The sequence below is a fragment of the Helicobacter pametensis ATCC 51478 genome (assembly GCF_000518225.1).
Classification (GTDB): Bacteria; Campylobacterota; Campylobacteria; order Campylobacterales; family Helicobacteraceae; genus Helicobacter_G; species Helicobacter_G pametensis.
On record NZ_JADE01000009.1, the window covers coordinates 23343 to 45740 of the forward strand.

Consider the following 22398-nt stretch of genomic DNA (forward strand, 5'->3'; position numbering starts at 1 on the left):
GGAGCGCAAGATTTGAGAGTCAATGCAGTCGCAGAGATTGTCAATGGCAATCTCCTCAATCAGCCCCCAATCTCTCACTTTGAGAATATCACAACACAAATCACTCATGTCATGCGTGGCACTCTCTTTATCTGCACCAAAGAGAGCGATGCGAGAGAAGCCATCATGCTTGGAGCTTATGGAATCCTCTTTGAAGATGGAGATCTACAAGTCATTGATGAGGAATGTGCATGGATTAAGGTAGATTCTCTGCAAGATGCGATCACGCGCCTCATTCGATACAAGCTTCTCTCGCGCAATATTTCAGTAATTTATCTCAAAAACATTGAGTATGAAATCGCCAAAGAAATCACCACAGATCCGACACTAGACTTCTTGCAGGGTGGCTATAGCGATTTTTTGGAATCCACTCAAAAACAAGGGATTCAAAAAATCATCACCAACAACACAGCTCTTTTGGAAGTTCCTCTAGAATTCACTAGAAGCATTCTTCCAGACAATGAACCCTTCAAGATTATTTCATGCACATTATTTGATAGCAAAATCTATTTTGATTCCAAGCGCTATACCCTCTCACTCCCTAGCATATTCCTAGGCTATCTCTCCTCAGTCATCACACTTTTTCTCAATGAAGGAATCTACTTCTCGCTCGAATATTTCAAAAGCATCCCCTATCTCAAACCCATCTTCATCGCAGCCAATAATCTTCTCTGCCCCCATGGCCAAAGTGGCCGTGTTTTGCTCGCAGAAGAACAACAAGAACACTTTAGATTTTATGCAAGCTATCTTCAGGAAAATGCCAAATGGGCCAAGATCGCCTTCTTCGTCCCACAATCCAAAATCTTCCTCTTCCCTGATGCCCTAAGCTATACCGATTCTGATTCGCTCTTTGAAGCAATCAAAAACACAAAATTCAACTTCGCATTGATTTTGGGCGTCAATAGTGCATTTTTGCTAGATCATTTGCAAAACTCTGCAATAGAGTCGAGCCTTTTTGATGACTAAACAACAGCTTCAAAAACTTCAAGCCAAAAATATCGCTCCCCTCCTTAAGCGCATCTCTTCACTTCCCAAAATAGATGCCAAGATTTTCTTTGAGGATAGCATCAAGATCCTTTATTCTCATCCCACTTCTCAAATAGAAGATGAAATCTACACTCTTGCCAAAGATCTCAAGCCTTGGCGCAAGGGGCCTTTTCACATTGGGAATTTACACATTGATAGTGAATGGCAAAGTTTCAAAAAATTTGACCTCATCGCCCCTCATCTCAATATCCAAGACAAAGATGTCGCAGACATTGGATGCAACAATGGATACTATATGTTCAAAATGCTTCCACTCTCACCCAAAAGCATCACAGGCTTTGATCCCTCTGCACTTTTTAAATGCCAGTTTGATTTCATCAATCATTTCATACAAAGCAAAATCCGATACGAACTCCTTGGGGTCGAGGATCTAGCAAATTATGGAGCTACTTTTGATGTGATTTTGTGTATGGGTGTTTTATATCACAGGACAGATCCCATCACAACACTCAAACACCTCTCAAAATCTCTCAACAAAGAGGGTGAAGTCATACTTGATACACTGATCTTAGACTCTCAAGAAGAGATCGTTCTATGTCCTCCAAAAAGTTATGCCAAAATGAGCAATGCCTATTTCATCCCAAGTATTCATGCCTTGCGTGGATGGTGTGAGCGTGCTGGATTTGATAGTTTTGAATGCCTTGCTACAATCCCCACAGACACACAAGAACAAAGAAAAACGGATTGGATTGATAGCCTAAGCTTGGAAGATTTTCTAGATCCTCTAGATTCTTGCAAAACTATTGAGGGTTATCCAGCCCCCATCAGAGGATATTTCAAACTAAAGAGGAGATAAAATGGAAGATATTTTGGAGCAACACAATCTTGAACTCTCAGTATGCAATGCACTCAAACCTGATCTTTGTGGAAGGATTGCCAAACTCACAGAGGAAGAAGCGATCATTATTTTCAATCCAACAAAGCAAATGATCAGCGATGAAAGCAATCTTATCCACTCTGGCTTCATCTTTAGTGCTGCCAATTACGCAGCCATGTGCTTGGTCAATCAACCCAATGCCCTCACCATCAAATCAGAAGTCCAATTCCTTGCACCCATCGAGTTTGAGCAAGAAATCATCTTCCTTGCCACAATCAAACAATCCAATAATAGAAAATATGAAATTTTTGTCAAAGGAACCTTGCTAGATATCAAAATTTTTGAAGCGCTCTTTCATATCTCTCTTTTTGATAAACAACTTTTCAGACTCAATTTCAAAGAATAAAAACAGCGATTCTGACACTAAAAAGTTATTCCCCCATTCTCTCTTCTTAAAACTGTAACCTTTTGTGCAGTTGTTCAGAATCTCAAGAACAAAACACACCACTTCTTTTGGATTTCAAAAAAGAACGCTCTAGTATTCGAGTGCAAATCAAAACAAGGAGCAAAAAATGAAAAGAGTCGAACACGATTTCCTAGGGGATTTGGAGATTTCTGAAGATGTGTATTATGGTGTGCAAACCTATCGGGCACTAGAAAACTTCAATATCTCTCATGATAAGTTGAAAAATTTTCCAAACTTTATCGTTGCCCTAGCCCAAGTCAAAAAAGCCGCAGCCCTTGCCAACAATGAACTTGGTCTTCTAAGCAGTGAGCTCAAAGATCATATCTGCCGAGCTTGCGATCTTGTGATGAGTGGCAAATATAATGATCAATTTGTCGTTGATATGATTCAAGGAGGTGCTGGCACAAGCACCAATATGAATGCAAATGAAGTCATCGCCAATATCGCGCTTGAACTCATGGGGCACAAAAAAGGAGAATATCAATACTGTCACCCCAATGATCATGTCAATCTAAGTCAATCAACCAATGATGCTTATCCCACAGCAATGAGAATCGCAATCTATGACAAACTTACGCAACTTGCAGAAACTATGAAATTCTTACAAGCTTCATATGATCGCAAGGCTGAAGAATTCAAAGACATCCTTAAGATGGGACGAACACAGCTTCAAGATGCTGTTCCGATGACTCTTGGAGCGGAGTTTAAGACATTTTCGATCATGATGGGTGAGGATATTGATCGAGTTCTTGAGGCAAGAAACCTGATTCGGGAGATGAATCTAGGAGGGACAGCGATTGGAACAGGGATGAATTCTCACCCAGAATATGCAAAGGTCGTTGAGCAAAAACTCCAAGAAGTCACAGGCAAGCCATTTATTACAGCAGGAAACCTCATTGAAGCAACACAAGATAATGGTGCTTATGTCCAAGTCAGTGGTGTGCTTAAGCGTGTCGCAGTCAAACTCTCCAAAGTGTGCAATGATCTAAGACTCCTCAGTTCTGGTCCAAGAGCAGGGATTGGTGAGATTTCACTCCCCAAAATGCAACCTGGAAGCTCTATCATGCCTGGAAAAGTCAATCCCGTGATTCCAGAAGTCGTCAATCAAGTGTGTTTTATGGTGATTGGAAATGATGTCACTGTTTCTTTTGCCGCAGAAGCTGGACAACTCCAACTCAATGTGATGGAGCCTGTTTTGGCTTATGCACTCTTTAATTCAATGGAAATGCTCGATAAGGCTATGAAAACTTTGGCGGATAAATGTATTGATGGAATCACTGCCAATGAGGAAGTATGTCGAAACTATGTGTTTGGATCTATTGGAATTGTCACAGCACTCAATCCCTATATTGGCTATGAGAATTCTGCCTCAATTGCCAAAGAAGCTCTTCAAACTGGAAAAGGAGTGAGAGAGATCGCGCTAGAGAGAGGCTTGCTCACCCAAGCTCAGCTAGATGAGATTTTTAAACCCGAAAATATGTTGAAACCTCATATGACTAGTGAAGACAAACAGAAAATGCAAAAATAACTCAAAGCAATCATAAGGAGAGAATATGTTGGCTTTGGAAATCGTCATTTTACTTGGCGCCATCTTTATTGGCGTCAAAATGGGTGGGATTGGAATCGGATATGCTGGTGGGATTGGTGTTGTCATTTTGACGCTTGGACTTGGCTTGAAGCCTGGAAGCATACCAACGGATGTGATTTTGATCATCGCATCTGTGATTGCTGCAATCTCTGCGATGCAAGTTGCTGGAGGGATGGATTATCTTGTTGATATCGCAGAGCGAATCTTGCGCAAGAATCCAAAATACATCAATTATCTTGCCCCCCTCATCACCTACACTCTCACCGTCTTTGCTGGGACAGGACACACTGCTTTTTCTATGATCCCTGTGATTGTAGATGTGGCTAAAAGTGCCAATATCAAACCATCAGTTCCCCTAAGCATCGCCGTGGTCGCCTCACAAATTGCGATCACTGCCTCCCCCATCTCTGCTGCTGTTGTGTATCTCACAGGAGTTTTGGAGCCTTTGGGAATGCATTATATGAGTCTTCTTGGAATCTGGATTGTGACAACATTTTTGGGATGTATGCTCACAGCATTCTTGATGAGTACTTTTAGCTCGCTTGAACTAAGCAAAGACAAGATTTATCAAGAGAGGCTTGCACAAGGCCTAGTCGCCAAACCTCAAGATCACTCTAGACGCGAGATCTCTTCAAGCGCAAAACGCTCAGTTTTATTTTTTGGACTTGGGGTGTTGTGCGTAGTTTTATATGCTTGTGCGATCTCAGACAATCTCAAGCTCATCTCACCTGTCATTCTTCCAAGAGATGGAGCGATTATGAGCTTTATGCTTGTGGTTGCATCATTGATCGTCTTTTTTTGCAAGGTCAATCCATCTAAGATTCCCGATTCTAGTGTTTTCAAAAGTGGGATGGTAGCTTGTATCTGTGTGCTTGGAGTGGCATGGCTTGGAGACACATTTGTCAAAGCCCATATTGAGGGAATCAAAACTTATGCATCTAGTATCGTGACAGATTATCCCTATCTTTTGGCTGTTGGGCTTGCTTTTGGCTCGATGCTTCTTTATTCCCAAGCAGCAACTGCCAAGGCTCTTATGCCAGCAGTGATCTTGGCACTTGGAATCAGTCCAGAGCATACAGAACATGTGTATATCATCGTTGCTTCTTTTGCCGCAGTGAGCGCATTGTTCATCCTGCCAACATATCCCACACTCCTAGGCGCTGTCCAAATGGATGACACAGGATCTACAAGGATTGGGAAATTTGTCTTCAATCACTCCTTTATGATTCCTGGCATACTAGCCATTGGCTTAAGTGTGGCACTAGGATTTTTGCTCGCTCCCTTGATGCTCTAAGGAATCCAAAAAGAAAAATAAAATGGGGGAAAGGGAGTGGGGATCTAAGAGGCTTTAGAGATGATTTCTAAAGCCTTAATCACTCTCAATACATGCTCATGGTGATTATCTGCATTTTGCACAATCAGCTGATAAAAAACATCAATTGAAGAATCCAAAGACATATAACTAGGCAATGCAGGGATCTCCTCCTGTCCTAAGTGATATTCCACCATCTTAGCAAATAGCGTATTTTTATCAAACTCATCCTTGATCACAACGCCCGTGTCAAACATTTTGATCTTATCGCGCAAAACATCATCATAAATCGCGCTTTTCTTCGTCCCTCCAATCATCATCTCACGCACCTTAATAGGGCTTAGCCATGAGACATTGATCGTTGCGATCACACCATTTTGAAGCTCCATATTGATATTGGCTAGAGCATCATTGGGATAATTCTGATACTTCTTGCTAAAGGTGCTGACTTTCACAATCTCCAACCCCACAAGATGATCAATGATGCTCAAATCATGGATTGCCAGATCCCAAATCACATCCACATTACTCTGAAACAATCCAAGATTGATACGCCTTGCATTGATATAAACAATCTCACCAAAATCACTGATATGATCCTTGAGATAGCGCACAGCAGGAGAATACAAAAATACATGATCGCAATGAATCTTGAGATTATGTTTGCTTGCTAGATCATAAAGTTCATAGGCCTCGCCAAGATTGGTGGTCAATGGCTTTTCTACAAAAATATGCTTCCCTGCCAAAAGAGCTTGCTTGGCAAGCATATAATGTGTGTGAGGGGGTGTGATGATAAAAACAGCCTCAATCATTTCATCAGACAAAATCTCCTCATAAGAAGAATAAGTCTGAAAGCTATAGAGTTTTCTAGCCTCATTCACCCTTGCTTCATCTTCATCAAAAATACTCACCAACTCAAATTGATCATTCTTGATAATACTTTTTGCGATATTCACCCCCCAATAACCATACCCAATCACAGCTGCCCGTATCTTTGCCATCTTTTTTACTTCCTACAAATCTCTGATTTTTCTGGCTGGATTCCCCGCATACACACCGCTTGAGAGGATATCTTTGGTCACGACACTTCCCGCACCAATCACAACATGATCACAAATACTCACAGGTAAGATAGTCGCATTGGATCCTATGCTGACATGATGACCAATCCGCGTGGGCTTCCACTGATCTGCACTCAAAGAAGGATGACCTTCCAAAAACAAGTCATTGACAAACATCACACCATGCCCCACGAAGCAATCATTCCCAATCTCAACAAGGGAGCAAATAAAACTATGACTCTGAATCCGACTTCGCGCTCCAATCTTGACCTGACTTTGTATCTCAACAAATGGTCCTACAAACACATCATCATCTAGCACACACTCATACAAATTACATGGCTCAACCACCGTGACATTTTGCCCACAGCACACATCACGAATCTGAGATTGATAATGCTTCACACTCTATCCTTTAGCTCTATGATTTTATTTTGCAGTGCGTGAAACTGCGATGCCAAAGCCTCTATCTCTCCAAAATATGAAGCATAAGAAATCAAATTTGAAGGAAAAAGATAATTTTTGAGCTTTTTGATCTCAAGACAATCCTCACACAATTCGCAAAGCTTCTGATACCCCACAGAACCAAAGAGATAAGCATAGATTCCCAAAGCCAAATTTGCATCATTTGCTCGCACAACAATCACACCCATATTTGGGACACACAAAGATGATAAATGAGGAGAAAGAATGGTGATCTTAGGAGAATTCCCCCTCCATGAGATCAAGATATCATAAGGCTTAAGCAAGCATTCAAGCACCTTTTTTTTCTGCCCCTCAAGTCGCAAATGATCAAATCTCTCACTAAATCCAAGGGCCTCAAAATCACTCACTCCCACCTCATAAAACTCTATCTTCTCATCTTTGATCCCACCATACACACGCCTCCCTTTAAAAATATGCGCAATTTCTGAAAGCTTCAATCCATCACCATCTTGAGATTTCTGCTCAAACAATTCATCAATCTCCAAAATCGTCTTAGAATATGGAGTTTGTTTTTTGGGATGATGATAGATCTCTAGAATCTCTTCCATATTTTGAAGACGATGATAGCGACCATCTTTGCGTGAGAAATGCTCTCCACTTGCATCGATATAGAGAATCCTCTCTGCCTTTTTGCCCACAATCACGATGCAAAAATCATGATTTTGATAAGGAAAAATATTTTTGGGCAAATCGATAATACACTCAAGCCTCCCTAGCAATGCTTCCTTGAGCTTGGATTCAAGATTTTTAAAAATCCCACGACGCAAGATAAAAACTCCGCGTGTTTTGAGATGGACTAGTGCATGGAAGAAAAAAATCAGCTCAGGATAATTTTTGGAGACAAGACCACTGAAGCGCTCATCTTCTTTGATGTAATTTGTCCCAAGATGGGAGTGAAGAGGTGGATTGCAGATAATCTTATCAAATTGCAAAAATCCACTTGCATCCTTAAAACTTGGCTGCTTAAGCACATCATTGCACACCAAAAAAGCCTCATGATGTCCAAGCTTACAGATCAAAGATGCGATCTTGACAAAACGCTCATCAAGCTCTTCACCATACACACTCACACCCTGTGGAATCTGCAAAAATAAGCTTCCAAGACCAAAGCATGGGTTATACAAACTCTCACCCTTTTTGAGATCTGCAAGAGCATTGAGCAAGACACTCACTTCCAAGGGCGTTGTATAGAAAAACAGCTTATTATTGGTCTTCTTTTGTGTGATGAGATCAAAAAACAATCCCAAATCCCAAAGAGGTGTATCTAAGACTGCTTTGAGCACTTTGGAGAGATTGAGATGGGGGTTTGGAGGAGTGGGCTTTGTCCATTGAGAGAGCAAGGAGAGATAACTCTCATAGATTTTATGCCGTCTTTGTGCTTTTTGCAAGAGAGGAGAAATCTGATCATTTTGTTTGAGCAAGAAGCACTCAAGCAAAATACAGATCGATTCAAACAAATCAATCTGATAGCGCTTGAGATACTCAAAACAATCTAGGATTTTTTTCACCTTGCTCTCTCTTTTGGGTTTTTAAAATTCTAACCAAAAAGTCTAGAGAGGTGCAAAAGTCTAGAAACGCTCCATCACAAAATCAAGCGTAAAGTAATAGGGAGAAGATTTGCTGTAATCAAGAGCATTGCCACTTACCTGAGTGGCTGGTGTGACTGGAAGTTTGGCCATAAACTCAAGCCCATATTTTTGATCAAACATCACTCTTGCACCAAGATTGAATCGAAACTCAAAATCTACATAATCATTGCTTGATGGACCATAAACTGTCTTATAGCGAGATCCATATTCTCCAGCAACCACTCCCATGCCTACCCCTCCGATCACAGCAAACTCAATATTTTTACTTGCAAAGACATTGACCACAGCATCTGTATTGAGCGTGTGAGAGCCTGATAAGACATAAAAAGCCTCAATAGGAGAAGAAGCATTGCCCTCAGATTCTCCAGGATTGAAATTGACATCTAGATTGTAGTAATAGCGCAAACCAATCATATTTGTAAAATAATGATATCCCCCCACTTTGGCTGAGACGACAAAAGAAGCATAACTTTTATCTTCACTATATAGTGCATTATTGATGGGATGCTTGCTACCGACAAATTTCATCGCATTAGCCCCCGCTCCCAATCCAGCTCCAAAAAACAATCCAGATCGAGATTCGGGTTTATTTTCTACGACCTGCAATTGTGCAAAACAACCAACAGCCAACAACACACACAATAAAGCAATTCTTTTCATAAAATCTCCTCTTTGATTAAAGATGGCATTCTATTATTTTTTGAGTTTCTTGCCCCAGAAACTTCGACATAGCTCATTTGAGAGCGAACAATAAATCTTAGGCTTTGATGAAAAATCTTTTGGATCAATCACAAAACCCAATGTTTGCTGACCAATATGAGCAAGCAATCTATCCTGTCTGTATTCAAAAAAGCAGTGTGGATCTTGGCGATTTGTCAGATCCTCCAAAATCAAAGACACATCAACTCTCTGTGAGCTCACCATATGCTTGGCATAAAGCAAGGTCAATGCATCATTGCTTTCTAAAAGCTTGCTTCTAAGCTTATAAAGGCACACACTCTCGCTCACCCAAAATCTAGGCAACGCCTGATATCCAAGCATTGCCAAAATGAAAATCACAAGGATTAGTTCAAACAAACTAAAAGCACTACTGTGCGAAAAGTGGGATTGTTTTGTCCTCATAGGTTTTGTGTAATTTTTTACAAAGTGGCGTATCAAGATCTCGAATTTGGATATGCAAATTTTTTGAATCCCTAAACTCAAAAATCACACAATCATTTTGCTGATCCACTGCTCCATCTTTGGCAAGCTTGATTCCATTCCCTACAGCGATCCAGCGCGTCTTACTCAAGCCAGCAACCTCCATCATATAAGCGCCATCGATGCGTGAGGGAAGAGGATTCTTCATAAATACTTCACGCTGTAGTGCGCTAATTGCTTGGCTGATATCACTCTGTATGCTCACACTTTGTGCATCTCCGCGCGTCAAAGAAAACTTAGGAATCGCAATAGAAGCCAAAATCCCCAAAATCACAATCACAAAAACAAGCTCAAGCATACTAAAACCACTTCGCATCATCTCCCTCCTCCAAAGATTACAATCCCTTCTGTAGCATCGCCTCCACAAAATCAGCGCTCACTTTCGCACTAGATTCCAAAAACTCATCAAAGCTCACATCTGCCTCACCATCGGCACTATCACTGATTGAGCGCAGGATACAAAAAGGCACCCTAAGCAAATGACAAACATTGGCAACACTTGCCCCCTCCATCTCCACAGCATCAGCCCCAAAGGTATCGATCAGCCATTGCTTTTTCTCTCTATTTGCGATGAAACTATCACCACTTGCAATGATCCCCTCTTGTAGCGTGATCCCTTTTTCTCTTGCGACTTCGTGAGCCAATGCATTAAGCGTGAGATTAGCTTCAATATACACACTACTTTCTGGAATAAATCCTAGCGGATGTCCAAACGCTGTAATATCTACATCATATTGACAAAGCTTATTTGCAATGATGAGATCTCCAACTTTTAATGATGGATTTAATCCTCCCGCCACTCCACTAAAGATCAGTTTTTCTGCCCCAAAGTGCAAAATCATCGTGCTAGCACTCAAGGCTGCATGCACTTTGCCAATCTTGCTATAAGCCAAAATAAGCTCATAGCCCCCAGCATTGACTAGAAAATAAGTATTGCCCCCTATTTCTTTTTGGGTGTGATGGGGATACTTCTGCAAAAATGGCGTGATTTCCTCGCGCATTGCGCTCAAGATTGCGACCTTCATTCTCTTCCCCCTAGCCTAGAATCTTAATCGTCTCTTTGAGCGTAGAAGTATCACTCACACTCAATGTCGGCTTGATACTCAGGCGCTTATTGAGTCCCTTAAGCACATTTCCACAACCAAACTCAATATAGCCATCAACCCCATCATCAACCTTGCGAATGCTTTGCTTATAAAACACAGGAGAGATGAGCTGTGAGACTAGGAGCTTCTTTGCTTCTTCTTTGGAGCGATAGGCTTGCATCGTGGCATTGGAAATAATGGGGGTCACAAATTCATTTTCTAATAATTCCTCTAGCAATCCCTCAAACTCATCACACATACCACTAAGCATCGGGCAGTGGCTTGCTACAGACATTGGAAGCAGAAGAGTTCTTTTGGCGCCAAGAGATTTGATCACCCCCTCACTCGCACTTAGATCATCCTTTTTGCCCGCCAAGACGATCTGACCATCACCATTGTAATTAGCACACCAAATCTCACGCCCCTCATCTTGCAAGCGTTTTGCACAAGATTCCAAGGCTTCATCTTCTACACCTACAACGACCATCATCCCAGCATCCTTCCCCTCACAAACCTGAGCCATCAATTTACCTCTTAGATGCGTCAGCCTAATCCCCTGCTCAAATCCAAGCCCACAAGCTGCACCAATAGCACTGATCTCTCCAAGAGAATGTCCAAGTCCAAGTACAGGATCGAGCGAAAATTCACTTTGAAAAACCTTATGCGCAATATAGCTCACCAAAAAAATTGCAGGCTGTGTCCATTGGGTTTGATTGAGCTCTTGATTTTCTTCAAAAAGAAGTTTGCACATATCCATCTTGAGCACATCGCTTGCTTGCTCAAAGCATTCTTTTGCCATAGAAAAAGAATGATAAAAATCCTCACCCATCCCCTTTGCTTGACTCCCTTGTCCAGGGAAAATAAAGGCATATCTTTTCATCCGTAACATCCACCTTCAATAAAGTTTGAGGCAGAAGTCTAACATAAACTCTTTTTAAAAGCCTTTTTGAAGAATTTTTGGATTTTTTGAAGGAAAAAACGCTAAAATTCCACCTCTCTTATGCATCATGCTTCAGAGATCGCTGGGCAGGTGGGTGAGTTGGCTGAAACCACATCCCTGCTAAGGATGCGTAGCCGCAAGGTTACCGAGGGTTCGAATCCCTCCCTGTCCGCCACTATCTATCATTTCTCCCAAAACTACTTTATAAAGCTCATGTATTCAGAAATCAAAAAATAGCGATTTTAGTTCTTAAAGATATCATCGAAGAAAAAGTCATCCATCGAAGGATATCTCACCCTAGGCTTGATATCCTTGATAGAAAAACTTGAAGAATTTATGGCTAGAAACTATATCTTGCCCCGAAGTTAAATTGCATATGGGTTCTTTGCTTGTCTCCAAAACTCTTTTCTACATCAATATAGAGTCTTGTGCTCTCAGTGAGGGCGATATTGCTACCTGTATTGACAATGATTCTTCCATTGCTTTCAAGACCATTCAAAGAGATTGATTTCCCCCCTTCTCTTCCTACAAGGCTTGCATTTCCTCCATAAATATAGTCATACTCATAGAATGTCCCCACATAAAGACTTACAAAGCCTTGATCTGTAGTAAATCTTTTCCCCAAGCTCATCCCAGCTCTTCCTCTTAGAGTCAAAATATTCTCTTGCTTAGCATTCAGCGTAGTCGAGGACAATCCAGAGGCATCTTGCATCGCGCGATTGAAATCGGTTTGATTGAAGTATCCAAGTGCTACTTCTGCCTGAGGATCGATATACCAACTCTCATCATCTCCAAACTTATATCTATATCCAAATTCATCGCTAAGCACTATTGCAAAATTATCTGTATCTGTATAGAAATCTGATCTATTGCTCAAGGCAAACTTACTCATAATATAGTCAAACTTCAAGATCGTATCGTTATACCATCCATTATCTGCCACATAAGAGTTGTAGATCCCCACCTCAACCATATCAGAATCCACATTGCTCAGTGAGATAGTTTCAGAAGCTCCGATCAATCCATTCATACTTAGAGCATTACCCTTTGTCCAAGATTTGGCATAAGCTAGAGCGATACCCATATAGTTCTTCGCATTATTGAAACTAAGCGAATAATCATATCCAGCCTGAAGCGTGACATAGTTGGTCGTGCTTCCACTTCCAAAGTCACTGCTTGTGCTTCCACCAAAGACTCTAGCCCATACTCCTTGGCTATAAGGATTATCACGCAATTCTCCCATACGCTTATTGATCGAGTTGAAGTTGGCTAGATAAAGATCATAGCCTGTCGTCAAAGCAGAGCGTGCGACTTCTTGGTATTGGACTGGGGTTCCCTTATCGATTCCTTTACCTAGATAATATTCTCCATTGTTACCGCCATTTTTTGGAGTAAGGACGGTTTCTACGATCACCCCACCGATCAGTCTCTCTCCTCCCTTGACTTCCATATTGACTTTTGCTCCATTTTCAACTGTCGCAAGTTTGTGCGTTTGTCCATCTCCATTGAGGATCGTGTGGATATCTCCAGAGGCCACAATGGTGGCGACTGAATTGGAGTTTCCATCTTGTTTTGATGCGGATTTGAAGGTCACAGTATCGTTTTTGCCTCCTCCGACATAGACTTCAAATGCAGCTTCTCCCTTGAAGCCGTTAGAATTTCCACTCCCACTCCTACCATTACTTGTCCCGATTTCTAGTGTTTTTCTGATGTTGTTATTAGCGCCAGCATTAGCAGCAGTTATATTTTCTTTTGGGCGTCCATCTTCAATGCCCGCAAGATCGATAAGCGTCTTACCAGAAGAAGTGAGAGAAGAGATCTTGGTGTTTCCTCCTTGAAAAGTCAGATAAGCCCCATCACCTTTGAGTGTGAAGTGATTAGAGCCATCACTTGAACTGCCATTTGGGATACTGTCAATGATAGTCGCTCGACTATTCTCTCCTATGGTGATGTTGTTCTGTCCACCATTACTTGATGTGATCGTTTTGATCGTGAGGCTTCCATCTTTTGACACAGTGACATGATTTGAGTTGTTCGCACTATCTGTTGCGCTTAGTTTTTCGATATAGATCTCACTGCCTGACCCTCCGATGATCTCATTGGTGCGTTTGCCATTACCAGTGCCATTTTCATGTGCTTTCACTTCTCCAAAATGAGCTGTCATCCTTCCTGTAGAAGTGATTGAGTTTTTGGCTTCACTTGTAGCATTCTTTCCATTGACTGTGAGATTGATTTTTTGACCACTTGATCCTAGAGTGATCGTCTGAGCAGTGATAGTATTTTGCCCATAAGTTGCAGAAATGGTTTGCGGGGTTGAAGTATTTTGGATGATAAGCTCTCCGGTGGATTTGATGATGTTTTGACCACTTCCACCAGAAGCGGTGATATCTTTCAAAAGGTAGGCAATAGTAGAATCCCCAAGATAGATTTCATTTTTTCCTCCAACAGAGGCTTCTATCTTTCCATCGATAGTAGCTGTCCCAGATTTGAAAACCAAGTAATTTGCCGCGCGTCTTTCGTCGTAATTACCATTCGTGGCAGCAAGAATTCTTCCTTTGATCGTGTTGTTTCCCCTCTCGAATGTAAGATAATTATGAGTATTCTCATAAGTACTTCCATTATTTCCATTTGCCTGGATAGCAACATCACTACCACCACTACCTGTGTTTTCGATTTTGTTGACATCCCCTGAGAAGATTAAGATATTCTGTCAGTGGTTGGTCTCTTTAAAATATCCAGCATAGATCACTTCATCACCTGACTGGATCGTTGCATTGCCCTTAAAGATAGTCTGTTTTTCACCTTGGTGTATCCAAATACCACTCTTAAGTGTCACATCTCCTTCATAGATCGTTCTTTTAATTCCTCCTGTTCTCTCCCTGTCTCCAATGTTTCTAGAGTCTTTGTCCGCAGTCATTGTGTGGGGCGAAGCAGATCCGCCATCAGCATAACAAAAGATAGGTTTATCTGCAGGATCTGTATCTGTGCAAGTTTGTGCATTTGCTGCACTTGCACTCAAAGCCAAAACAAGAGAACTTGCGACAATGGGTCTAAAAAGAGGGGAGGGGATCTTGAAGCACTCACCCATTCTTCCAGCAGAAACGAATCTTTTGTCTTTCATATTCAACTCCTCATTGATAAAATTCTATGACGATGTAGGATATCAGAAAATTAATCAAAAATAAATGTAAATTGAGGTAAAAGGAGTCAACAAATAATTTATATCATTTTTTCTTCTTTTGTGCAAGATACACACCAAAGATGATCACAAAGATTCCAGCGATCTCCACCCATCCTAGCATTTCACCCAAAAACACATATCCCATCACCGCAGCGATGATCGGTGAGAATAGTAAAAGCAATGAAGAGATTTGTGCAGGAATCTTGCCCATGATATAGCCAAAAAATCCTTGACCCAAGACCTGCCCACATAATACAATCAACGCCAAAATCCCCCAATTTTTCAAATCCTTAGGCGTTGAAAATCCCTCGAAATAACCTCCAAGTCCAAGCAGCATAAGGCTTGATCCAAGCGAGGCGAAAAAAAACAAATGCATCGTGTCATATTTCTTGCGCAATCCAAACACAAGAGCCAAAAAGATGCTATAGCACACCATACTCACAAAGGCATACAGATCCCCTATCGGCGTGGCTACACTCCCCCCTCCCTTGCCCTTCACAAGCATCACCACCCCTATAAAAGACACGCAAGCTCCTATGATGAAGCCTGATCGGACCCTCTCTCCAAAAAAGATCGCTCCAATAGGCACGAGGATAAAGCACACAAGAGAAGCGAAAAGATTGACATTGGCTACACTTGTGCGATGAAGTGCAAGGTTGAAAAACACCAGATCAAGCCCAAACAATACCCCAGCCAATATCATCAGAAGCATATCTCTAGTAGGGGTTTTGAAAATATTTGCCTTCCTCAATGCAAGCAAACCAAAGATCGGAGCTGCCAAGGCAACGCGATAGAATCCTGTCATAATCGGAGAAAGATCGATCACCTTGACAAGAACACTTGCATAAATGATGAACGCCTCAGCCAAAAGTGCCAAAAACACGAATCTCCACTCAAAATTCATTTATTGATCCTTAGTAAATCTACGATGATTGGTTTCCCAAAAGAGAAGGGGGAATCTAGGAGCGTATCTTAGCACTACACTTGGATCTCATAGGCTTTTATCCAGATGCAAGATTAAAGAAAAATGGAGCAATTATTGAAGTAATGCTCGAGATAGTGGCGAAATTCTTGGAGGATTTGATAATGTTTGAAGAAATAATGCAAAGATATAATTTAAAAAAGGAGTGAGAATGATAAAAAATGATGCGTTGCAAAGGTTAAACATTTCCAGAGAAGAAGCCTTGAAAAAAACAAGGAAAAAAATAAGAAAAGAGCTAGAAAAGCCAGAGGTTAAAGCGGTTTTTCTCAGACTTAAAAATAAATGAATTATTTGAGCATCAAAGAGGCTGTTGAACTTCATGATGAGATTCTTGAAATATCTGGAGGAAAAAGGGGATATAACGATGTAAGTCTGGGATACCTAACTTCAGCATTGGAACAAATCAAAAATGATATTTTCTATCCATCAATTATCGAAAAGGTTGCTCACCTTATGTTTTCCTGTATCAAATTTCATCCTTTTTTGGATGGAAACAAAAGAACAAGCATTTATCTGGCGATGATTTTTTTGGATTTCAATGGGATTGATGTTCAAGATTTTGCACAAAAAATGGAAGATGTTGTTGTGGATGTTGCAGAAAATAAGATTAGCAAAGAGGGGCTTTTTGAGATTTTAAAAAAGATAGTGAAAGAGCAATGATTGTTTGGATGTTTTTAAAATAGCTTTTTTGGAAATATCTAAGAATTATATAAACTATTCAGTTTTCTTTACCATGGTTTGGGGCTAAGTTTGTCCCCACGAAATTTCTTCCAAGCTCCCTGCAGCACTCAAGCACACTAAACCCCCCTGCTGCTGGATCTAGCACGATATCCCCTTCTTTTGTGCAAGATTCTATGAGGGCTTTTTGCAAACCTTTGGGTTTGCTGTGGGGGTGGAGTTTGATTTCTTCTTGGGAAAGTTTCTCGCTCCAGACATCGCGGATATTGTGGAGATTCCAAGTAGTTTTAGCCTTGATGGGCTTTTTTTGCAAGATGAGAAGATATTCGCTTTGACGCCGTGTGCGATAGCCCATACCCATTTTACACTTATCCCAAGTGATGAGATCCACGCTTTGAAAAGTAGTGTTCTCTAGCCAATCTCGCACACCCTCACAAAGATGAAACTTATCAATCCAAAGCATAAGATAACTGCTTGGCTTCAACACTCGATGGATCTGAGTGATAAAATCGATGATCATCTCTTCACTCATCTGATGCAAGGCACTTCTCCCCCTCTGTCGCTCCCCCTCATTGCCATACTTCATCTTATCCAGTACTCCGCGATATTGGGGATCAAAAAAGGCTAGATGAATACTTGAATCTGTGAGTTTGGATAGGAGCTCTAGACCACAGATATTTAGGGGGCGATTGAGGAGAGATTGCATTTATACTCCTTGATCACTCTTGGTTTTGCAATTATTTCCAGCACTTAATTTCAAGATTTATTGAATTCCTGTCAACAATTGGTGTTCTTTGAGTGCAAAATTATCTGTCATCCCACTAATATAATCAAAAATCAATCTTGTTCGATAATATAGCTCCAAATATTCACCAAATATATCCTCATGATTCTTGCAATCATTTTGTGCATTTTTATAGGCAATTTGATATTTTTTGGGCAATCTATTATAAAGCCTATATTGAAGGGGATATTGTTTTCTAAATTTTTCATCATCCTTAAAAACATCTAAAGGCACCTTTAATACTGGCTTGAATATTTCTAGCAAACTATGGATAATTTTATATCCTTTGAGTTCCATTTCACAAATTTTTTTATTGGTAAAGATCTGTTCTCTTGCAAAATTCTGCATCAATTCAAGCAAGTCAAACCATTCCCTTTTTTCTGCTGAATGCTTTTTGCTTGTATCGATCAAAGCACAATCAAGTTTCCCCATAAAGATCTCATTACGATTGATTAGATAATGTTTTGCAATTTCCGGAACAAGGTTTTTTTGTAATTTAACACGCAACAGAATCATAAAATACGCATTTGGATTATTGTGTCGTTGTTCTTTTGATCTTTGATAATCTTTTTCAATTTCCTCAAGAATGGTTTTAGGAAACTGTTCTTGCCTACGTAGATAATCAAGAAAGTCAACAATTTTTATAATCCCCTTATCTAGAGCATCATCAAGATCAGCAATGCTATAGCATATATCATCAGCGGCCTCCATAATATAAACAAGAGGAAAACGATGATATAAATCCATATTTAATTCCTCATAGATTTTTTCAACAATTTCTTTTTCAGAAAAGAAAAACCCTGGTTTTTTGTCAATTTTCTCCCTTTTTCCTTCTTCAAAAGCTCCCCTTGTGTATTTTAAAAAACTTGCGATTTGACTATATGTAAGATTAAGTTGTTGTAACGAAGTAACCAAACGAATTCCTTGTGCATTACCATCAAAATTTTTCAAATCTAGCAACAACATATTCCTGTCAACAGGCAACACACTACTTTTATTGGGAATGCTTTCCTCAAAAATTTTGTCCAGATTCTCGTTTGCCCAATCTTGAATTGCTTTTTCTCCAAAATGTCCAAACGGGGGATTACCTATATCATGCAACAAGCAAGCCATTTCCACAAGACTAATAAAAGCGTCACGATAGTTTTGTGACTCATTGGGATCATCGGTTTCAAATAAAACAACATTGTTTTGTGTAGCCTGTTTCAGGATTTCACGTGCAATATATCGTCCTGTTTGCTGAACTTCCAAAGAATGCGTTAAGCGACTCCTAATGGTGGCATCTTCCTCAAGTGGAAAGACCTGAGTTCTCTGTTGAAGTCTTCGAATTGCAGAACAATTTAAAATTCTTCCACGATCACTCTCTGTAGATATTTCAATGCGATCATTCTTTTTTTGCTCTTCATTTTGAAAAACCCTTGTAGTCTTTATCTTTCGCTCATAATACATTACAATCTCTTTCCTCACTCCCACTCAATCGTGCCTGGGGGTTTACTCGTGATGTCATACACTACGCGATTGATCCCCTCCACTTCATTGATGATGCGATTAGAGATAGATTCCAAAAGCTCGTGTGGAAGATGAGCAAAAGTCGCTGTCATCCCATCAAGCGCCTCAACAGCTCTCACACAGATTGTATTATCATAAGTGCGATTATCTCCCATCACCCCCACACTCTTGACATTGAGCAGTACACAAAATGCCTGCCATACTTTATCGTAATGCCCACTTCTATGCAATTCCTCCAAGAAGATCGTATCTGCTCTTCTCAAAAGCTCCAAATCCTCTCTATTGACCTCCCCCATGATTCGGATCGCAAGCCCAGGTCCAGGGAAAGGATGACGCATCAGCATAGATTCTGGCATCCCTAGCTCTCTTCCTAATGCCCTCACCTCATCTTTGAATAACTCTCTTAAAGGCTCGATTAGCTCAAACTTCATCCACTCAGGCAATCCTCCCACATTATGATGGGATTTGATCGTCTTGCTTGGTCCCTTCACGCTCACTGATTCGATCACATCAGGATAGAGTGTGCCCTGAGCAAGGAATCTGATCTCGCCATTGGCATTGTGCTTTTTGGCCTCTGCTTCAAACACTTCGATGAAAGTCTCTCCGATGATTTTGCGTTTGACTTCAGGGTCTCGCACGCTTTTGAGCTTGCTTAAGAAAATCTCACTTGCATCCACAGTAATGAGTGGCACACCAAGATTTTCTCTAAACATCGCTTCCACTGCTTCTCTCTCTCCTGCCCTCAAAAGCCCATGATCGGCAAAGACAGGGATCAATCTCTCCCCAATCGCACGATAAAGCAATGTCGCCACCACACTAGAATCCACCCCACCACTGACCGCACAGAGCACTTTACCCTCTTTGACCATGCCTCTCAGTTTAGCGATCTCACATTCTGCAAAGTTATGCATATTCCAGCTTGTATCAGCCCCACAAATCCTGACAGCAAAGTTTTTGAGCATCTCTCCCCCACACTCGCTATGGACGACTTCAGGGTGAAATTGCAATGCATAGATTCTTCGCTCCTTGTGAGCAATCGCACAATAATGGGTATTTCCACTCTTAGCAAGCTCGACAAAACCCTCAGGGATTTTCTCCACCTTATCAGCATGACTCATCCACACGATACTCTCTTGCTTCACTCTTTCAAAGATTCCACCCTCACTCATAAGCTCAAGTTGTGCCTTTCCAAACTCTTGATGCTCTGCCCTCACAACACTTCCCCCGAAAAAATCCGCAATATATTGCATCCCATAGCAAATCCCAAGTACAGGGATCCCTAGCTCAAATATCCCACTATCTGGCTTATATGCACCCTCTTCATACACGCTTGCTGGCCCACCGCTTAGGATGATTCCCTTGGGGTTTTTTGCTTTAATCTCTTCAAGTTTTTCAAAATAAGGAACGATCTCTGAGTAGATTCCAAATTCTCTCAATCTCCTAGCGATCAATTGTGTATATTGGCTTCCAAAATCTAGGACTAAAATCTCAATCTGCATTCACTAACCTTTGGCGAAAAATAAATGTAATTTTAGTTTGTCTTCTAGGGGTTTTGAAAGATTTTTGGAGATATTACTTCTCAGTTTTGATCTATTTTGAAACCAAGAGTCACCAAATCACCAAAATCTAGAAACTTTTATCCAAAATCATCCATCTACAGCACCACTTTTTCAAATCAACCTAAAATCAAACTGAAAAATCAACACAAAGGAACAACAATGAAAGTGAGAAAATTCCTCTTACCCCTACTCTTTGGCTTTGGAATCTTGTTTGCCAAACCAACGGTTTATATTCTTGCCACTGGTGGCACCATCGCTGGAGCTGGATCAAGCACAGAAAAAACTGCTTCAAGCTATGAGGCTGGCAAGGTGCTTATCCAAACGATTTTGCAGGCTCTTCCCAAACAAGAAATTGCAAAATATGCCAAACTCAAAAGCGAACAAGTGCTTCAAAAGGGCAGTCAAGATCTAACACCGCAAGATTGGATCATCATCGCCAAACGCGTCAATGATCTTTTGAAACAACGCGATGTAGATGGAATCGTCATCACACATGGGACAGATACGATTGAGGAAACCTCAATGTTTTTGCAACTTGTGATCAAAAGCGACAAGCCTGTGGTTTTGGTAGGTGCCATGAGACCCTCAACCGCTATCAGTGCCGATGGACCCAAAAATCTATTTGATGGGATTGTTTTGGCAAGCTCCAAAGAAGCTAGAGGACAAGGTGTCATGGTGGTGGCCAATAGCAATATTTTGAGCGCATCTGACATTACCAAAACAAACCCTGTGCATGTAGATACATTTAAGCCTGCAAATATTGGAATCCTTGGCTATATGTGGAATAACAAGCCCTATTTCCTTAGAATCTCTTCCCAACTCCATACGACAAAAAGCCAATTTGACATCTCCAAAATCTCATCTCTCCCACGCGTTGATATCCTCTATGGATATGCTGGAATGGATGAAAGGGCGATTGAGGCAAGCATCGCCTCGGGAACTAAGGGAATCGTATTTGCCGGTGTTGGCAATGGAAATATAAGCTCAAGTGTAGAAAAGGCTTTAAGTCAAGCAAGTGCAAAAGGGATCAAGGTCGTTCGTGCTGGACGCATGATCAGTGGTCCAATCACCCAATGGGGAGAAGTCAATGATGAGCAATTAGGCTTCATCACCTCTTGGTGGCATACCCCACAAGCTGCACGCATCATCCTTATGCTTGCATTGCAAAGCAAGATCACTGATAATGCAAAGATTCAAGAACTTATGCTCAAATATTAGAAAAAAAAGGGGGTGTTATTTCTTCATCACTCCAAGCATCCACTCAGCACACCACGCCACCCATGCAAGCATCAAAAAATCATAACGAGCCAAAAAGCCTGCTTCATGGATCAGTTGTGATGAGAGTGCAAACACACAAATCCCCACACCCAAAAATCCCAAATTACAAATCTCAAAAAATCCTAGCCTCTCTAATCTTTGATGCTTCAAAAGATAAAGAAGCATAGTCAGAGCACAACCAAGAGCAATCAAATCCAGATAAAAAAACCAATGTTCCTTATGAAAATAACTTTGCAGAGCACAGCCCATCAAGGTATAAATGATCACATTCAACGAAGGGCGCAAACGCGACAGAATCAAGCCAAGGGGGTGATTGGGATTGGGACAAAGATTGAGCCAATAACACGCCAAAGGAAAGAAGATAAAAAAAACATAAAAAAAACCAAGGATCAGCACTTCATTTAAATCTCTCCAAAAAACCTCGATGAGATAATGTGATTGAGGACCTGCTAGCACAGAATCAAGAAGAGAATCTTGATTCTGTGATCCAAACACTCCAAAAACAAACAAGAAGACAAACATAATGCACAAAATCAGCATCAAAAAGTGCATCAAATATCCTCCATTGCGATACCAGCTTGATATGATCAAAGCATAGAGACAAATCAAAAACCCAAGAAAATACAAAAAGCGCAGACATAAATCAAAGATTCTTCCCTCTTGATTTAAAAGCACAAAAAGTTGTGAAAATGTAGAAGAAAAACATGAAACAAGCAAAGAAAGCAACACCAATACAAACAAACAAAAGAAGAGATAAGCAAAAAATGAAGTCACATTGTTTCTTTGAATCATCCAAT

General features: G+C 40.8%; 23 protein-coding genes and 1 tRNA gene. 9 read left to right on the plus strand and 15 right to left on the minus strand.

The genetic code is table 11. The features are described from left to right. Positions 1–12 precede the first annotated feature (12 nt). The 5 genes from T391_RS07750 (at position 13) to T391_RS0102785 (ending at position 5251) form a co-directional block, all read left to right on the plus strand. Entirely contained in the window at positions 13–1005 is a 993-nt protein-coding gene (locus T391_RS07750) for a hypothetical protein (RefSeq protein ID WP_051420555.1), read from the plus strand. Continuing rightward, positions 998–1882 (plus strand): tRNA 5-methoxyuridine(34)/uridine 5-oxyacetic acid(34) synthase CmoB, encoded by an 885-nt coding sequence (cmoB, locus tag T391_RS0102770; RefSeq protein WP_027327062.1) that lies wholly within the window; start codon positions 998–1000, stop codon positions 1880–1882. The genes T391_RS07750 and cmoB overlap by 8 nt, the downstream gene beginning before the upstream one ends. 1 nt (position 1883) lies before the next feature. Then, positions 1884–2309 (plus strand): hypothetical protein, encoded by a 426-nt coding sequence (locus T391_RS0102775; RefSeq protein WP_027327063.1) that lies wholly within the window; start codon positions 1884–1886, stop codon positions 2307–2309. Positions 2310–2475: 166 nt separating this feature from the next. Further along, positions 2476–3897, plus strand: a complete 1422-nt coding sequence (aspA, locus tag T391_RS0102780; protein WP_027327064.1) for an aspartate ammonia-lyase — start codon at positions 2476–2478, stop codon at positions 3895–3897. Between the two features lie 25 nt (positions 3898–3922). Next, positions 3923–5251 carry an anaerobic C4-dicarboxylate transporter gene (locus T391_RS0102785; RefSeq protein WP_027327065.1) on the plus strand — a complete coding sequence of 443 codons (1329 nt, stop codon included), beginning with the start codon at positions 3923–3925 and terminating at the stop codon, positions 5249–5251. A 44-nt stretch (positions 5252–5295) separates the two neighbouring features. On the opposite strand, the gene T391_RS0102790 is transcribed toward T391_RS0102785, so the two are convergent. The 8 genes from T391_RS0102790 to fabD are packed head-to-tail and all read right to left on the minus strand — an operon-like array spanning position 5296 to position 11570. Further along, positions 5296–6270 carry a Gfo/Idh/MocA family protein gene (locus T391_RS0102790; protein WP_027327066.1) on the minus strand — a complete coding sequence of 325 codons (975 nt, stop codon included), beginning with the start codon at positions 6268–6270 and terminating at the stop codon, positions 5296–5298. Between the two features lie 12 nt (positions 6271–6282). Continuing rightward, positions 6283–6735, minus strand: a complete 453-nt coding sequence (locus T391_RS0102795; RefSeq protein WP_027327067.1) for an acyltransferase — start codon at positions 6733–6735, stop codon at positions 6283–6285. Beyond that, on the minus strand, positions 6732–8324 hold the full coding sequence (locus T391_RS0102800; protein WP_027327068.1) for an N-6 DNA methylase: 1593 nt from the start codon (positions 8322–8324) through the stop codon (positions 6732–6734). The genes T391_RS0102795 and T391_RS0102800 overlap by 4 nt, the downstream gene beginning before the upstream one ends. A gap of 60 nt (positions 8325–8384) precedes the next feature. Then, on the minus strand, positions 8385–9065 hold the full coding sequence (locus T391_RS0102805; protein ID WP_027327069.1) for an outer membrane beta-barrel protein: 681 nt from the start codon (positions 9063–9065) through the stop codon (positions 8385–8387). Between the two features lie 33 nt (positions 9066–9098). Then, a complete protein-coding gene (locus T391_RS0102810; RefSeq protein ID WP_027327070.1) occupies positions 9099–9482 on the minus strand; it encodes a hypothetical protein in 384 nt (127 codons plus the stop codon). Between the two features lie 10 nt (positions 9483–9492). Continuing rightward, positions 9493–9924 carry a type II secretion system protein gene (locus T391_RS0102815; protein ID WP_233709532.1) on the minus strand — a complete coding sequence of 144 codons (432 nt, stop codon included), beginning with the start codon at positions 9922–9924 and terminating at the stop codon, positions 9493–9495. Positions 9925–9940: 16 nt separating this feature from the next. Beyond that, positions 9941–10630 carry a 5'-methylthioadenosine/adenosylhomocysteine nucleosidase gene (locus T391_RS0102820; protein ID WP_027327072.1) on the minus strand — a complete coding sequence of 230 codons (690 nt, stop codon included), beginning with the start codon at positions 10628–10630 and terminating at the stop codon, positions 9941–9943. 10 nt (positions 10631–10640) lie between these two features. Continuing rightward, a complete protein-coding gene (gene fabD / locus T391_RS0102825) occupies positions 10641–11570 on the minus strand; it encodes an ACP S-malonyltransferase (RefSeq protein ID WP_027327073.1) in 930 nt (309 codons plus the stop codon). 144 nt (positions 11571–11714) lie between these two features. Between fabD and T391_RS0102830 the strand changes: the two genes are divergently transcribed. Beyond that, positions 11715–11805: transfer RNA gene (locus tag T391_RS0102830), tRNA-Ser, on the plus strand. Positions 11806–11970: 165 nt separating this feature from the next. On the opposite strand, the gene T391_RS0102835 is transcribed toward T391_RS0102830, so the two are convergent. From T391_RS0102835 to T391_RS07755, 3 genes are all read right to left on the minus strand, one after another. Beyond that, a complete protein-coding gene (locus T391_RS0102835) occupies positions 11971–14127 on the minus strand; it encodes an autotransporter outer membrane beta-barrel domain-containing protein (RefSeq protein WP_027327074.1) in 2157 nt (718 codons plus the stop codon). 213 nt (positions 14128–14340) lie between these two features. Continuing rightward, positions 14341–14751, minus strand: a complete 411-nt coding sequence (locus tag T391_RS0102840; protein WP_027327075.1) for a hypothetical protein — start codon at positions 14749–14751, stop codon at positions 14341–14343. A 103-nt stretch (positions 14752–14854) separates the two neighbouring features. After that, positions 14855–15715, minus strand: a complete 861-nt coding sequence (locus tag T391_RS07755; protein ID WP_034583641.1) for a DMT family transporter — start codon at positions 15713–15715, stop codon at positions 14855–14857. Positions 15716–15944: 229 nt separating this feature from the next. On the opposite strand from T391_RS07755, the gene T391_RS08740 reads away from it, so the two are divergent. Then, a complete protein-coding gene (locus T391_RS08740) occupies positions 15945–16079 on the plus strand; it encodes a hypothetical protein (RefSeq protein WP_267891534.1) in 135 nt (44 codons plus the stop codon). After that, positions 16076–16453 carry a type II toxin-antitoxin system death-on-curing family toxin gene (locus tag T391_RS0102860; protein WP_027327076.1) on the plus strand — a complete coding sequence of 126 codons (378 nt, stop codon included), beginning with the start codon at positions 16076–16078 and terminating at the stop codon, positions 16451–16453. Before T391_RS08740 ends, T391_RS0102860 begins: the two co-directional genes overlap by 4 nt. Before the next feature lie 58 nt (positions 16454–16511). Here T391_RS0102860 and T391_RS0102865 read toward each other — a convergent pair whose 3' ends face one another. From T391_RS0102865 to guaA, 3 genes are read right to left on the minus strand one after another with little or no spacing between them, the layout of a single operon-like run. Then, positions 16512–17177: a DNA-methyltransferase gene (locus tag T391_RS0102865; protein ID WP_027327077.1), complete on the minus strand. Its 666-nt coding sequence runs from the start codon at positions 17175–17177 to the stop codon at positions 16512–16514. Between the two features lie 57 nt (positions 17178–17234). Beyond that, on the minus strand, positions 17235–18704 hold the full coding sequence (dgt, locus tag T391_RS0102870; RefSeq protein WP_051420556.1) for a dGTPase: 1470 nt from the start codon (positions 18702–18704) through the stop codon (positions 17235–17237). Between the two features lie 14 nt (positions 18705–18718). Then, positions 18719–20263, minus strand: a complete 1545-nt coding sequence (gene guaA / locus T391_RS0102875; RefSeq protein WP_027327079.1) for a glutamine-hydrolyzing GMP synthase — start codon at positions 20261–20263, stop codon at positions 18719–18721. Positions 20264–20482: 219 nt separating this feature from the next. Between guaA and T391_RS0102880 the strand changes: the two genes are divergently transcribed. After that, positions 20483–21541 (plus strand): type II asparaginase, encoded by a 1059-nt coding sequence (locus T391_RS0102880; RefSeq protein WP_027327080.1) that lies wholly within the window; start codon positions 20483–20485, stop codon positions 21539–21541. Positions 21542–21556: 15 nt separating this feature from the next. Here the strand turns inward: T391_RS0102880 and T391_RS0102885 are convergent, their stop codons facing one another. Then, entirely contained in the window at positions 21557–22393 is an 837-nt protein-coding gene (locus T391_RS0102885; RefSeq protein ID WP_027327081.1) for a hypothetical protein, read from the minus strand. Positions 22394–22398 lie beyond the last annotated feature (5 nt).

Excerpts from the sequence above, each read along its gene's own strand:
- cmoB (WP_027327062.1), top strand. The coding sequence starts at position 998 with ATGACTAAACAACAGCTTCAAAAACTTCAAGCCAAAAATATCGCTCCC.
- T391_RS0102775 (WP_027327063.1), top strand. The coding sequence starts at position 1,884 with ATGGAAGATATTTTGGAGCAACACAATCTTGAACTCTCAGTATGCAAT.
- aspA (WP_027327064.1), top strand. The coding sequence starts at position 2,476 with ATGAAAAGAGTCGAACACGATTTCCTAGGGGATTTGGAGATTTCTGAA.
- T391_RS0102785 (WP_027327065.1), top strand. The coding sequence starts at position 3,923 with ATGTTGGCTTTGGAAATCGTCATTTTACTTGGCGCCATCTTTATTGGC.
- T391_RS0102790 (WP_027327066.1), bottom strand. The coding sequence starts at position 6,270 with ATGGCAAAGATACGGGCAGCTGTGATTGGGTATGGTTATTGGGGGGTG.
- T391_RS0102805 (WP_027327069.1), bottom strand. The coding sequence starts at position 9,065 with ATGAAAAGAATTGCTTTATTGTGTGTGTTGTTGGCTGTTGGTTGTTTT.
- T391_RS0102815 (WP_233709532.1), bottom strand. The coding sequence starts at position 9,924 with ATGATGCGAAGTGGTTTTAGTATGCTTGAGCTTGTTTTTGTGATTGTG.
- T391_RS0102820 (WP_027327072.1), bottom strand. The coding sequence starts at position 10,630 with ATGAAGGTCGCAATCTTGAGCGCAATGCGCGAGGAAATCACGCCATTT.
- fabD (WP_027327073.1), bottom strand. The coding sequence starts at position 11,570 with ATGAAAAGATATGCCTTTATTTTCCCTGGACAAGGGAGTCAAGCAAAG.
- T391_RS0102840 (WP_027327075.1), bottom strand. The coding sequence starts at position 14,751 with ATGAAAGACAAAAGATTCGTTTCTGCTGGAAGAATGGGTGAGTGCTTC.
- T391_RS07755 (WP_034583641.1), bottom strand. The coding sequence starts at position 15,715 with ATGAATTTTGAGTGGAGATTCGTGTTTTTGGCACTTTTGGCTGAGGCG.
- T391_RS08740 (WP_267891534.1), top strand. The coding sequence starts at position 15,945 with ATGATAAAAAATGATGCGTTGCAAAGGTTAAACATTTCCAGAGAAGAA.
- T391_RS0102860 (WP_027327076.1), top strand. The coding sequence starts at position 16,076 with ATGAATTATTTGAGCATCAAAGAGGCTGTTGAACTTCATGATGAGATT.
- T391_RS0102865 (WP_027327077.1), bottom strand. The coding sequence starts at position 17,177 with ATGCAATCTCTCCTCAATCGCCCCCTAAATATCTGTGGTCTAGAGCTC.
- dgt (WP_051420556.1), bottom strand. The coding sequence starts at position 18,704 with ATGTATTATGAGCGAAAGATAAAGACTACAAGGGTTTTTCAAAATGAA.
- guaA (WP_027327079.1), bottom strand. The coding sequence starts at position 20,263 with ATGCAGATTGAGATTTTAGTCCTAGATTTTGGAAGCCAATATACACAA.
- T391_RS0102880 (WP_027327080.1), top strand. The coding sequence starts at position 20,483 with ATGAAAGTGAGAAAATTCCTCTTACCCCTACTCTTTGGCTTTGGAATC.
- T391_RS0102885 (WP_027327081.1), bottom strand. The coding sequence starts at position 22,393 with ATGATTCAAAGAAACAATGTGACTTCATTTTTTGCTTATCTCTTCTTT.